Here is a 13,459-nt window from a genome sequence, read left to right as displayed (position 1 = left end):
CCGCAAATTTAATCATAACTTTTTGATTGTGGCGAAACGGGGGGCATTTTATTTTGGAATGGAGGATTGTTTCGTTCGGATGCTGCTTTGGGATGAGGACGTTGTGTTCTTAAACATGCCATTTTTTGGAGGGATACCGGGATGTTTGCGTATATTTATACATCAGATTGCAAAATACGTTTTTTCCGCAAGTCAATATTGTCCTAACTATTATAAAATCCGTAAGTTATGAAAACTTTAGTCAGAATGATGTTTCTTGTTGCGCTCGCGCTCTTTGCGGGGAGTTGCGGAACGCAGAGAGAAACCGCCGTTCCGTCCGCCGAGCACCGCACGGCACTCGAAGCCTTGCAGGCCGGACGCTTTCTCGTGAAACTGGATGCCGTTTATCCCTCGTCGGCAAGTCCCTGGCAGCATTCTTCGCACACGGAATACCGCGAACTGCACGGAAGCTATTTTGCCGTAGCGGACGGGAAATATACCTCCTATATCTCTCTCGAAGACAGAGGTTTCTTTGCCGACGAGTTTCCGGCAAGGAAAAGGGAAGGGCTTCGTGCGGAAGTTTCCGGGGGAAAAAGATGCGGAACGGAGAAATCCGCTTCAGGGTGAAAGTGACCGGAGGAGGCCTTGTGGCCGACAAGCGTATCGCGGTCTTTCTCGACGGAAAGTCGAACAAATGTTATGTCAAAATAACCCCTCCAAGCGGAAATCCTTTGCAGACGAGCATGAGCGGGCGCGTATATCCGTCCGGATCTGCCGGGAAGTGAATGATGCTTTGCGTTTGCGCAAGTGCCTTTCCTTTCATATTCTTTCCGCAAAATCACCTTAAAGTTGGGATTTTGTGCTATCTTTGCCGGTATAATCTTGAAAAAAAGACATGTATGGGAACTGTTGCTTTGGAGGCATTGCAGAACGAAGTGATACGCGAGGTTCTGAATGTGCGCGATATAAGCGTGTTGAAGAAAGTGAAGAAAATGCTTCTCCGGGAAGACTTTCTGGCAAATTTTGGCCAGGCGTGCAAGGAACTGAAGCAGAACCTGGAAGGCAAGCTGGAGTTCAAAACGGCGGAGGAGTTGCTTGATGAATTGTAGGATAACTTATACGCCGGAACGGAATTGAACTATGATGCGCAAACTTGCACTGGCGCTTGCGCTCTTCTCCGCATTGTGCGGACGGGCGCAGCAGCATACGGCCGAAAACTGTTTCACTTCGCCCTTCGACTTCCCCCTGCTGCTGAGCGCGAACTTCGGGGAGCTGAGGCCGAACCATTTCCATAACGGAATCGACATCAAGACGCAGGGCGTGACGGGCAAGCCCGTGCGGTGCGTGGCCGCCGGGTATGTGGCGCGCGTGGCGGTGCTCCACGGGGGATACGGGCAGGTGGTCTACGTGAACCACCCCAACGGGCTGACCTCCGTATACGGGCATGTCATCTCGTTCGCCCCTGCCATACAGAAGGCGGTGCGCGCATACCAGTATGCCCGCGAAACTTTCGTGTGCGACCTGACGTTCGCGCCCGGAGAGCTTCCCGTGAGGCAGGGAGAGGTCATCGCCCTGAGCGGAAACGAGGGAGCCTCGGCGGGCCCCCACCTGCACCTGGAGCTCCGGCGCACCGCGACAAACGAATACATCGACCCCATGCCCTATTTCAAACGTTATCTCAAGGATACGAAAGCGCCCGTGGCGAGCCTGGTCGGATTCTATCCGGTGCCCGGCCAGGGGGTGGTCGACGGGTCTGCCGCGAAGAAGCTGGCGCCCGTGTCAAGGCTCGGGACTCCGGTCACGGCTTGGGGGAAAATCTATACGGGCATCAGCGCAAAAGACTATATGGACGGAACGTCAAACTTCTACGGGGTGCATTCGGTCACCCTCTATGTGGACTCGGCGGAGGTGTTCCGCTCGGTCACCGATGCCGTCATGCCCGACGAGAACCGGATGATCAACGCCTTTACCGACTTTGAGGAGCTGAGCCGCACGCGCCGGCTGATCATGCGCTCGTACAAGTCGCCCGGAAACCGCCTGCGCCTGCTCCATACGGACGGAAACCGCGGCGTTGTGGACATCTGCGAGGAACGCGACTACCGCTTCCGCTATGTGCTGGAAGACAACTTCGGAAACCGCCGCACGTACAGCTTCACGGTGCGGGGCAGGAAGCAGGAGATACCCGCGCGGGAAGAGCGCAGGGGGCAGACCCTCTGCTGGAACCGGACGAACGTGGTGCAGCGTCCCGGCCTGGAGCTGGTGGTGCCGAAATACAATCTCTATGACGACGTGAAGCTCCGCGCCGGAATCTGCGGCGACAGCGCCGGAATCTCCTTCGACTATGTGCTCGACGCCGGATACACGCCCCTGCACGCCTGGTGCCCCCTGTCGATAGGCATGCGCTGCCTTCCGGTGGCCGACACCGCGAAGTACTACGTGGTGCAGAAGTGGGGCAGGAGGCGCGCCCCGATGGGCGGGAAATACGAAAACGGATGGATGAAGACCAGGGTGCGCTCGCTGGGCACCTTTGCCGTGGCGCTCGACACGGTGGCGCCGCGCATCGTCCCCCTGGGGCAGGAAGGCTGGAGGGCGTCGCGCAACATCCGCTTCCGGGTGAGCGACGCCGGGTCCGGAATCGCTTCCTATAAAGTGTACGTCGACGGAAAGTTCGTGCTCTTCGCGCTGAAGAAGGGCGTGCTGGTCATCCAGGACAAGGAGCGGGTGAAGCGCGGAGAGGCGCACAAGGTGGAGGCGGTGGTGACCGACTGCTGCGGAAACGTGGGGCGCTGGGAGTGCTCGTTCTGACAAGAAACGGAAATCAAAAAAAACGCATATAAATGAGAAAAATGATGATGGGAATGAAAAAACTGATGGCCGCGGCTCTGATGCTGGCGGCAGGAGTGGCGAGCGGATGGGCTTGCACCAACTTTATTGTCGGCAAGAAGGCATCGGCCGACGGGTCGGTAATCGTGTCGTATTCGGCCGATTCATACGGAATGTACGGCTTCCTGTGCCATTATCCCGCGGCGGCACATGCCGGAGGCGAGATGCGCGACATCTACGAGTGGGACACCGGAAAGTATCTGGGGCAGATCAGGGAGGCGAAGCAGACATACAACGTGATCGGAAACATCAACGAGTTTCAGGTGACTATCGGCGAAACAACCTTCGGCGGACGCCCCGAGCTGGCCGACACCGCCGGCGTGATGGACTACGGAAGCCTCATCTACGTGGCCCTGCAGCGCTCGCGCACCGCAAAGGAGGCCATCAAGGTGATGACCGACCTCGTGAAGGAATACGGATACTACAGCAGCGGCGAGTCGTTCTCCGTGGCCGACCCCAACGAGGCCTGGATCCTCGAAATGATAGGCAAGGGGCCCGGCGTGAGGGGAGCCGTATGGGTGGCCGTGCGCGTTCCTGACGACTGCATCGCCGCGCACGCCAACCAGAGCCGCATACACCGCTTCGACATGGACGACAAGGAAAACTGCCTCTACTCGCCCGACGTGATCTCGTTCGCCCGCGAGAAGGGATACTTCAGCGGAAAGAACGAAGACTTCAGCTTTGCCGACGCCTACTGCCCGCTCGACTTCAGCGGCCTGCGCGCCTGCGAAGCACGCGTGTGGAGCTTCTACAACATGTTCAGCCGCACGACCGGACAGGCATGGCTCCCCTACATCCAGGGCGAGGGAGGAGAGCCGCTCCCGCTCTACGTGAAGCCCGACCGCAAGGTGTCGGTGCGCGACATCCAGCAGGCCATGCGCGACCACTACGAGGGCACTCCGCTCGACATCACCGGCGACATGGGAGCGGGATGCTTCAACACGCCCTACCGCCTGTCGCCCCTCACCTTCAAGGTCGACGGCCAGGAGTACTTCAACGAACGCCCCATATCCACCCAGCAGAGCGGATTCGTCTTCGTTTCGCAGATGCGCTCGAAACTCCCCGATGCGGTGGGAGGAGTGCTGTGGTTCGGGCTCGACGACGCGAACATGACCGTGTTCACCCCCGTATACTGCCAGACCGACAAGGTGCCCGTCCCCTACAGGCAGGGCAACGGCGACTGCGTGACCTTCTCGTGGGATTCGGGATTCTGGATCTACAACTGGGTGGCCGGCATGGTACGCCCCCGCTACAGCCTCATGGAGGGCGACATGCGCGCCGTGCAGAACACGCTGGAGGATACGTTTGCCGACGCGCAGAAGGGCATCGAAAGCACGGCCCTCGAGCTATGGCAGCAGGACCCGAAGAAGGCCCGCGAGTTTCTCTCCGCCTACACCTCGATGACGGCGCAGACGGCCGTAGACAGCTGGAAAAGGCTGGGCGAGTTCCTCATCGTGCGCTACAACGACGGGGTGGTGAAGCGCATGAAGGACGGGCAGATACAGCGTCCGGCCACGGGAAACACCGCGCCCCTCGACCGTCCGGGATACTCCGAGGACTTCCTCAGGCAGCTGGTGAAGGAAACGGGCGACCGCTACAGGGTGAAAGCGCTGAAGTGATGTCAAAGACCTCCGCCGGAAGGACTTGTCCGCTCAGATTCATGGTTCCGGGCGGACAGGTTCCGCATTTTTCGCGGCAGAAGAGAAATCTCTGCCGTGATTTTTTTTTCTCTGCACAGTTCTGAATACCTGGGGCGAAAGTAGCGGGAATCTGCGGAACGGAGTTTGCAGACGTGCCCGGACGCGCAGAAACGTGCAGAAATGTGCAAAAATGTGCAGAAACGTGCAGAAACATGCAGGAATGTGCATGAAAAGCGTGCGTGCCGCCCCTCTTCTTCCTTACAGCCTTACAGTCTTACAGATTACAGTTTGCTTTTTCTGAGATAAAGCTCCCTTTCATCAGCAAAAATGTTAGTAAATAATTTTATAATATATATTATATATAAATATATTTATATATAATATATATTATAACCTCTATATTCCATCGGATACAGACGAATATCAGCTTTTTGTAATACTGTAATCTGTAAGTCTATAAGGGCGTAAGGCTTTTGCGGAAGCGGCGCCGGGGGCACCGGTGGCGGCCGTTCCCGGCAGGCCGAAAAAAAATCGTCCGGCTATAGGATTTCTCGAATAAAATTCTTATTTTTGTCTTCGCATAGACTGAATACCGGAAAACTAAAAAATAGCAACAGAAATCATGGAAAACGAAGAATTGATCAAGCAATGCACGGAAAAAGCCCAGTCGTGGCTTACTCCGGCTTATGATGCGGAAACACAGGCAGAAGTGAAGCGCATGCTGGAAAACCCCGACAAGACAGAACTCATCGACGCGTTCTACAAGGACCTGGAGTTCGGCACGGGAGGCCTGAGAGGCATCATGGGAGCAGGGTCGAACCGCATGAACATCTATACCGTGGGAGCCGCCACGCAGGGGCTTGCCAACTACCTGAACAAATGCTTCGCCGGCAAGGAAGGCATCTCGGTGGTGGTAGGGCATGACTGCCGCAACAACAGCCGCAAGTTCGCCGAAATCTCGGCCGACATCTTCTCGGCAAACGGCATCAAGGTGTATCTGTTCGACGACATGCGCCCCACTCCCGAAATGTCTTTCGCCATCCGTCACCTGGGATGCCAGAGCGGAATCAACATCACCGCCTCGCACAACCCGAAAGAATACAACGGATACAAGGCCTACTGGGACGACGGGGCGCAGGTGCTCGCTCCGCATGACACGGGCATCATCGAGGAGGTGAACAAGGTGAAGGTGGACGGCATCAGATTTGAGGGCAACAAGAGCCTGATCCAGATCGTGGGCAAGGACATCGACGACGAATACCTGAAAGAGGTTCACTCCATCTCGATCGACCCCGAAGTCATCAGACGCCAGAAAGACCTGAGCATCGTATACACCCCGCTCCACGGCACGGGCATGATGCTCATCCCCCAGTCGCTCAAGCTCTGGGGATTCGAGAACGTGCACTGCGTGCCCGAGCAGATGGTGAAGAGCGGCGACTTTCCCACCGTGGTTTCGCCGAACCCCGAAAACGCGGAGGCGCTGACGCTGGCCATCAAGCTGGCGAAGGAAATCGACGCCGACATCGTGATGGCTTCCGACCCCGACGCCGACCGCGTGGGAATGGCATGCAAGGACAGCAAGGGCGAATGGGTGCTCATCAACGGCAACCAGACCTGCCTGATCTTCCTCTACTACATCATCAAGAACCGCATCGCCACCGGCAAGATGAAGGGCAACGAGTTTATCGTGAAGACCATCGTGACCACCGAACTCATCAAGGCCGTGGCCGACAAGAACCATATCAAGATGATCGACTGCTATACGGGATTCAAGTGGATAGCCCGCGAAATCCGCCTGCGCGAAGGCAAGGAGCAGTATATCGGAGGAGGCGAAGAAAGCTACGGATTCCTGGCCGAAGACTTCGTGCGCGACAAGGACGCCGTTTCAGCCTGCTCGCTGCTGGCCGAAATCTGCGCATGGGCGAAAGACCAGGGCAAGACGCTGTATGACGTGCTGATGGAAATCTACGTGGAATACGGATTCTCGAAAGAAGTCACCGTAAACGTGGTGAAGCCGGGAAAGACCGGAGCCGACGAAATCAAGGCGATGATGGACAACTTCCGCTCGTGCCCGCCGAAAGAGCTGGGAGGCTCGGAAGTGGTGCTGGTGAAAGACTACAAGACGCTGAAGGCTACCGACAGCCAGGGCAACGTCAGCGCGCTCGACATGCCCGAAACGTCGAACGTGCTCCAGTTCTTCACCGCCGACGGCACGAAGGTTTCCGTGCGCCCGTCGGGAACAGAGCCCAAAATCAAGTTCTACATGGAAATCAAGGGCGAAATGCAGTGCCCCAAATGCTATGCCGGAGCAACTGCTGACGCGATGGAAAAGATTGAGGCCGTGAAGAAGTCGCTGGGAATCTGACACCGGAAAAGAATTTTCTTGCATATTTGGCCGCCGTATGCCCTGAAAAGGTGTACGGCGGCCGTTTTTTTCGTTTATATCAGTAAAAAAGGGCGGAAAAGGTCCGGGTGTGAAGGGGAGCATGGAAGGAGGCGTGCCGGAATAAGCGGATGTTGAGAAACCGTTTATGCAAAGCCTGTCTGTCCGGAAACGCAGGCTAACGCGGATTTTCGCAGATGATTTATGCGCGGCTCGGAAAACGGCATCTGATAAACTGACAATAAAACACACTTGTTTCTTACGAATAATAATTTATTTGAAAAAAAAGTGTCATTTTATTTGTTTGTTTCAAAAAAGCCTTTACCTTTGCAAGTGTAAAACAACCGAAAAAAAAGAAACAGAATGAAAGCAATTCATACACTGATTGTCCTGGCAGTCCTGCACATTATTCGCGTCGTGGTCGTCGAACCAAGAGGTGAGGGAGCTTCATGTATGTAGTTGCTTGCAGTGATATTGTACGAAAGCCTTTCTCACCCGAATGATGAGAGAGGCTTTTTAATTGAAAAACAGAAGGAAAATGAAACACCAGTTACGCAGCTCGATGAGTACCGAAGGCCGGCGGATGGCCGGAGCACGCGCCTTGTGGAAGGCCAACGGCATGAAAGAAGAAATGATGGGAAGGCCCATTATAGCCATAGTCAACTCGTTCACCCAGTTTGTGCCGGGGCATACGCACCTGCACGCAATCGGCCAGCAGGTGAAGGCGGAAATTGAAAGGCTGGGATGCTTTGCCGCAGAGTTCAACACGATAGCCATTGACGACGGAATCGCCATGGGACACGACGGGATGCTGTATTCGCTCCCCTCGCGCGACCTGATAGCAGACAGCGTGGAGTATATGGTCAACGCGCACAAGGCAGACGCAATGGTCTGCATCTCGAACTGCGACAAGATAACTCCCGGGATGCTGATGGCCGCCATGCGCCTGAACATCCCCGCCGTGTTCGTGTCGGGAGGGCCGATGGAAGCCGGCGAATGGAAGGGGCAGCACCTCGACCTGATCGACGCGATGATCAAGTCGGCCGACCCTACGGTGAGCGATGAGGAGGTGTTCCAGATCGAGCGCCGCGCCTGTCCCGGATGCGGAAGCTGCTCGGGAATGTTCACGGCAAACTCGATGAACTGCCTGAACGAGGCCATCGGACTTGCCCTGCCGGGAAACGGAACCGTGGTGGCCACACACGCCAACCGCAGCCGCCTGTTCAAGGACGCGGCCGAACTGATCGTGAAGAACGCCTGCAAATACTACGGGGAGGGCGACGAGAGCGTGCTTCCGCGGAGCATAGCCACACGCGAGGCGTTTCTGAACGCCATGACGCTCGACATCGCCATGGGAGGCTCTACCAACACCGTGCTCCATCTGCTGGCAATCGCCCACGAAGGCGGGGTGGACTTCCGCATGGACGACATCGACATGCTGTCGCGCCGCGTGCCCTGCCTCTGCAAGGTGGCTCCCAATACTCAGAAATACCACATACAGGACGTGAACCGTGCGGGGGGAATCATGAACATCCTCGCGGAGCTGGCAAAGGGAGGGCTGCTCGACACTTCGGCGAAGCGTGTAGACGGAATGACGCTGGCTGAGGCCATCGCAAAATACGACATCTGCAAGCCGGCCTCTGAAATCGATCCCGAAGCCAGGCGCATCTACTCGAGCGCGCCCGGAGGAAAGTTCAGCACCGAGATGGGCTCCCAGCAGAACGAATACAAGGAATTCGACACAGACCGTGAGGCCGGATGCATCCGCGACCTGAAGCATGCCTATTCGGCCGACGGAGGCTTGGCCGTGCTGAAAGGAAACATCGCGCAGGACGGATGCGTGGTGAAGACCGCCGGAGTGGACGAGAGCATCTGGAAGTTCTCAGGCCCCGCCAAGGTGTTCGACTCGCAGGAAGCGGCCTGCGAAGGCATACTCGGAGGCAAGGTGAAGAGCGGCGACGTGGTGGTCATCACCCACGAAGGCCCTAAGGGAGGGCCCGGAATGCAGGAGATGCTTTATCCCACCTCCTACATCAAGTCGAAGCACCTGGGCAAGGAATGCGCCCTCATCACCGACGGGCGTTTCAGCGGAGGCACGTCGGGACTGAGCATCGGACACATCTCGCCCGAAGCCGCGGCCGGAGGGAACATCGGAAAAATCGTTGACGGCGACATCATTGATATAGACATCCCCAACCGCTCGATCAGCGTGAGGCTGACCGACGAGGAGCTGGCCGCAAGGCCCATGGCGCCTCTCACGCGCAGCCGGAAGGTGTCGAAGGCGCTCAAGGCTTACGCAAGCATGGTCAGCTCGGCCGACAAGGGGGGAGTCAGGATTGTTGAATGATAAAATCAAAAGTAGGTATGAAAGAAAAGATAACAGGTTCTGAGGCTTTGATGCGCTCGCTGGAGCATGAAGGGGTGAAGACGATTTTCGGATACCCCGGAGGAGCGATCATGCCCGTTTTCGATGCGTTGTACGACCATCTCGACAAGCTCAACCACGTGCTGGTGAGGCACGAGCAGGGAGCTGCACATGCGGCGCAGGGCTTTGCGCGGGTTTCGGGAAAGGTGGGGGTGTGTCTGGTCACCAGCGGACCCGGAGCCACGAACACGATTACCGGAGTGGCCGACGCCATGATCGACAGCACCCCGATTGTGGTGATTGCCGGACAGGTAGGCGCAGGACTGCTGGGAACCGACGCTTTTCAGGAAGTCGATCTGGTGGGCGTCACCCAGCCTATAACCAAATGGAGCTACCAGATACGGCGCGCCGAGGATGTGGCATGGGCGGTGGCCAGGGCATTCTATATCGCGCGGAGCGGACGGCCGGGACCGGTGGTGCTCGACTTCGCGAAGAACGCGCAGACTGAAATGACCGAATACGAGCCGGTTGACCTCGACTTTATCCGGAGCTACGACCCCGATCCCGAAACCGACCCGAAGATGGTGGCCGAAGCCGTGCGCCTCATCAACGAGGCGCAGAAGCCGCTGGTGCTCGTGGGCCAGGGCGTGGAGCTGGGCAACGCGCAGGAAGAGCTCCGGGCGTTTGTAGAAAAGGGCGACATGCCTTGCGGATGCACCCTGCTGGGACTTTCGGCCCTGCCGAGCGGACACAGGCTGAACAAGGGGATGCTGGGCATGCACGGCAACCTGGGGCCCAACGTGAAAACCAACGAATGCGACGTGCTGATAGCTGTAGGAATGCGCTTTGACGACCGCGTGACGGGAAAGCTCGAAACGTATGCAAGGCAGGCGAAGGTCATCCATCTCGACGTGGACCCCTCCGAAATCGGCAAGAACGTGCCGGCGGACGTACCGGTGCTGGGCAACTGCAAGCGCACGCTGGCCCTGCTCACCGAACTGGTACAGCCGCAGAAGCATACGGAGTGGATCGAGAGCTTCAAGCCTTACGAAGAGAAAGAGTTCGAGCAAGTCATCAGGAAGGAGGTCTTCCCCGCCCAAGGCCCCGTCAACATGGGCGAGGTTGTTCATGCGGTGAGCGAGGCCACGCGGAACGAAGCGGTTCTCGTTACAGACGTGGGCCAGAACCAGATGATGGCCTGCCGGTATTTCCGCTTTACGAAGAGCCGGAGCATCGTCACTTCGGGAGGCATGGGCACGATGGGATTCTGCCTGCCCGCTGCCATCGGAGCCTCTTTCGGATGCCCGGAACGCACCGTGTGCGCATTCATGGGCGACGGGGGCCTGCAGATGACCATGCAGGAGCTGGGCACCGTGATGGAGCAGCAGGTTCCGGTGAAGATGATTCTGCTCAACAACAACTACCTGGGCAACGTGCGCCAGTGGCAGGCCATGTTCTTCAACCGGCGCTATTCGTTCACTCCGATGATGAATCCCGACTATATGCTGGTGGCTTCTGCCTACGGGATACCGTCGCGGAGGGTGACCGGGCGCGAAGAGCTCGAAGACGCCATACAGGAGATGATCTCCGCCGAAGGGCCCTTCCTGCTCGAGGTATGTGTGGTTGAGGAAGGAAACGTGCTTCCGATGACTCCTCCGGGAAGTTCAGTCAATTATATGTTAATGGAATGTTGATTCGGATAGGATATGGAAAATAAGACATTGTATACGATAATCGTTCATTCGGAGAACCTCGCGGGAACGCTGAACCAGATAACGGCCGTGTTCACCCGCCGCCAGATCAATATCGAGAGCCTGAACGTGTCGGCGTCGTCCATCAAGGGAGTGCACAAGTACACGATAACCTGCTGGACAACCGAAGACATCGTGGAGAAGGTGGTGAGGCAGATCGAGAAGAAGATTGACGTGATCCAGGCGCATTATTTCACCGACGCGGAAATATTCCAGCGCGAAGTGGCCATGTATAAGGTTTCGATGCCCGAGTTTCAGGCCAATCCCGAGGCCTCGAAGGTGATACGCAGGTTCAGCGCGCACATCGTGGAGGTGAACCCCACGTTCGCCATCGTGGAGAAGGTGGGGATGAGCAGCGAGATAACGGCCTTGTTCCAGAACCTGAAGGACCTGAACTGTGTGCTTCAGTTCGTGCGCTCGGGGCGCGTGGCCGTTTCCACCAGCTGCTTCGAGCGGGTAAACGAATACCTGGCGCATCGCGAAGAACGCTACAGAAACGGAAAATGATTCACCTGAAAAACAGTTGTACGATATGGATGGAAATGACAAAGTCGGAACGTATCAGTTTGTGGCCGAACCCTTTCATGTGGACTTCGCCGGACGCCTCACGATGGGGGTGCTCGGAAACCACCTGCTGAACTGCGCGGGCTTTCATGCCGCAGAGCGCGGCTTCGGGATTGCGGAGCTGAACGAAAACCATTACACGTGGGTGCTGTCGCGCCTGGCCGTCGAGCTGGAGGATATGCCCCGGGCTTACCAGAAGTTCAGCGTGCAGACGTGGGTCGAAAATGTATACAGGCTCTTTACCGACCGCAATTTTGCCATCCTCGACGAAAAGGGGAGGCCGCTCGGGTATGCCCGCTCCGTGTGGGCGATGATCAGCATGGAAACGCGCAGACCCGCCGACCTGCTCACCCTGCACGGGGGAGCCATAACGGGATATGTCTGCGACAAGGAATGCCCCATCGACCGGCCGGGACGCATCAAGGTGGGCGGGGGAAGCCCGGAGGCCGAGTATCAGACAAAATACAGCGACATCGACATCAACGGACACGTGAACAGCATCAAGTACATCGAGCATATCCTCGACCTGTTTCCGCTGGACATGTTCCGCGAGAAGACGGTGCGGCGCTTCGAGATGGCCTACGTGGCCGAAAGCTATTACGGCGACAGGCTCACGTTCTTCCGCGAGCGGAAAGGCGAGAACGAATACGATATGGAAGTAAAGAAGAACGGCTCGGAAGTGGCCGTTCGGAGCAAAGTGATATTCAGTTAACTAAAGTTTTAATAACGGCGGCTTATGCCGCGTAAAAAGATTGTAAAATGGCACAAATGAATTTTGGAGGGGTTATTGAAAACGTGATAACCCGCGAAGAGTTTCCATTGGAAAAAGCGCGTGAAGTATTGAAGAACGAAACGATAGCCGTCATCGGATACGGCGTGCAGGGGCCGGGCCAGTCGTTGAACCTCCGTGACAACGGGTTCAATGTCATCGTGGGCCAGCGCCAGGGAAAAACCTACGAGAAGGCCGTGGCCGACGGATGGGTGCCGGGCGAAACGCTGTTCAGCATCGAAGAGGCTTGCGAAAGGGGCACCGTCATCATGTGCCTGCTCTCGGATGCGGCGGTAATCTCCGTATGGCCCGCCATCAAGCCCCATCTGACCGCCGGAAAGGCGCTCTACTTCTCGCACGGGTTCGCCATCACATGGAACGACCGCACCGGAGTGGTTCCTCCCAAGGATATCGACGTGATCATGGTTGCCCCGAAAGGCTCGGGAACATCGCTGCGCACCATGTTCCTCGAAGGCAGAGGCTTGAACTCTTCGTATGCTATCTATCAGGACTTTACCGGGAAAGCTTACGACCGCACCATCGCGCTCGGCATCGGCATCGGCTCGGGATACTTGTTTGAAACCACTTTCCAGCGCGAGGCCACCTCTGACCTGACGGGCGAACGAGGCTCGCTGATGGGCGCTATCCAGGGCCTGCTGCTCGCCCAGTACGAAGTGCTGCGCGAAAACGGGCATACTCCCTCGGAGGCATTCAACGAAACCGTAGAAGAGCTTACCCAGTCGCTCATGCCTCTCTTCGCCAAGAACGGCATGGACTGGATGTATGCAAACTGCTCTACCACGGCGCAGCGCGGCGCGCTCGACTGGATGGGCCCGTTCCACGATGCCATCAAGCCCGTGGTTCAGAAGCTGTATGAAAGCGTGAAGAGCGGCCACGAGGCGCAGATCTCGATCGACAGCAACTCGAAGCCCGACTATCGCGACAAGCTGAACGCCGAGCTGAAGGCTCTGCGCGAGAGCGAAATGTGGCAGACCGCCGTTACCGTGCGCAAGCTCCGTCCGGAAAACAATTGATGGAAGTTTCCGGATATGATGATAAAAAAAGGCTGTTCCGCTTTCGTGCGGAGCGGCCTTTTTCGTATCTTTGAGCCTGATAAAATGGATA

The 13,459-nt window shown here is 57.0% G+C and carries 11 protein-coding genes; all 11 read left to right on the top strand.

The window, feature by feature from the left end:
* Nucleotides 1–228 precede the first annotated feature (228 nt).
* The 11 genes from QUW60_RS01760 to ilvC all read left to right on the top strand — a co-directional run bounded on the left by QUW60_RS01760 (nucleotide 229) and on the right by ilvC (nucleotide 13,368).
* The gene (locus QUW60_RS01760; protein WP_289558230.1) at nucleotides 229–606 is read left to right on the top strand and encodes an outer membrane protein assembly factor BamD; all 378 of its coding nucleotides are present in this window, start codon (nucleotides 229–231) and stop codon (nucleotides 604–606) included.
* Complete coding sequence (locus QUW60_RS01755; protein ID WP_289558229.1) at nucleotides 576–764, top strand: hypothetical protein; 189 nt, start codon at nucleotides 576–578, stop codon at nucleotides 762–764. The genes QUW60_RS01760 and QUW60_RS01755 overlap by 31 nt, the downstream gene beginning before the upstream one ends.
* Nucleotides 765–878: 114 nt before the next feature.
* Nucleotides 879–1,088 carry a hypothetical protein gene (locus QUW60_RS01750; RefSeq protein ID WP_289558228.1) on the top strand — a complete coding sequence of 70 codons (210 nt, stop codon included), beginning with the start codon at nucleotides 879–881 and terminating at the stop codon, nucleotides 1,086–1,088.
* A 31-nt stretch (nucleotides 1,089–1,119) separates the two neighbouring features.
* Nucleotides 1,120–2,784 carry a M23 family metallopeptidase gene (locus QUW60_RS01745; RefSeq protein WP_289558227.1) on the top strand — a complete coding sequence of 555 codons (1,665 nt, stop codon included), beginning with the start codon at nucleotides 1,120–1,122 and terminating at the stop codon, nucleotides 2,782–2,784.
* A 53-nt stretch (nucleotides 2,785–2,837) separates the two neighbouring features.
* Entirely contained in the window at nucleotides 2,838–4,481 is a 1,644-nt protein-coding gene (locus QUW60_RS01740) for a C69 family dipeptidase (RefSeq protein WP_375337980.1), read from the top strand.
* Nucleotides 4,482–5,124: 643 nt separating this feature from the next.
* Entirely contained in the window at nucleotides 5,125–6,867 is a 1,743-nt protein-coding gene (locus tag QUW60_RS01735) for a phospho-sugar mutase (protein ID WP_258338401.1), read from the top strand.
* A gap of 556 nt (nucleotides 6,868–7,423) precedes the next feature.
* Nucleotides 7,424–9,232, top strand: a complete 1,809-nt coding sequence (ilvD, locus tag QUW60_RS01730; RefSeq protein ID WP_258338402.1) for a dihydroxy-acid dehydratase — start codon at nucleotides 7,424–7,426, stop codon at nucleotides 9,230–9,232.
* Nucleotides 9,233–9,249: 17 nt separating this feature from the next.
* Nucleotides 9,250–10,944, top strand: a complete 1,695-nt coding sequence (gene ilvB, locus QUW60_RS01725; RefSeq protein WP_289558226.1) for a biosynthetic-type acetolactate synthase large subunit — start codon at nucleotides 9,250–9,252, stop codon at nucleotides 10,942–10,944.
* Nucleotides 10,945–10,956: 12 nt separating this feature from the next.
* Nucleotides 10,957–11,508, top strand: a complete 552-nt coding sequence (gene ilvN / locus QUW60_RS01720) for an acetolactate synthase small subunit (protein ID WP_258338404.1) — start codon at nucleotides 10,957–10,959, stop codon at nucleotides 11,506–11,508.
* A gap of 25 nt (nucleotides 11,509–11,533) precedes the next feature.
* Entirely contained in the window at nucleotides 11,534–12,277 is a 744-nt protein-coding gene (locus QUW60_RS01715; protein ID WP_289558225.1) for an acyl-[acyl-carrier-protein] thioesterase, read from the top strand.
* A gap of 47 nt (nucleotides 12,278–12,324) precedes the next feature.
* On the top strand, nucleotides 12,325–13,368 hold the full coding sequence (gene ilvC, locus QUW60_RS01710) for a ketol-acid reductoisomerase (RefSeq protein WP_258338406.1): 1,044 nt from the start codon (nucleotides 12,325–12,327) through the stop codon (nucleotides 13,366–13,368).
* The last annotated feature ends 91 nt before the right edge of the window (nucleotides 13,369–13,459 follow it).

It is taken from the genome of Bacteroides gallinaceum, from assembly GCF_030373775.1.
Taxonomy (GTDB): Bacteria; Bacteroidota; Bacteroidia; order Bacteroidales; family Bacteroidaceae; genus Phocaeicola; species Phocaeicola excrementipullorum.
Note: the sequence above shows the minus strand (reverse complement) of the source record. Positions and strands in the feature narration are given on the sequence as shown.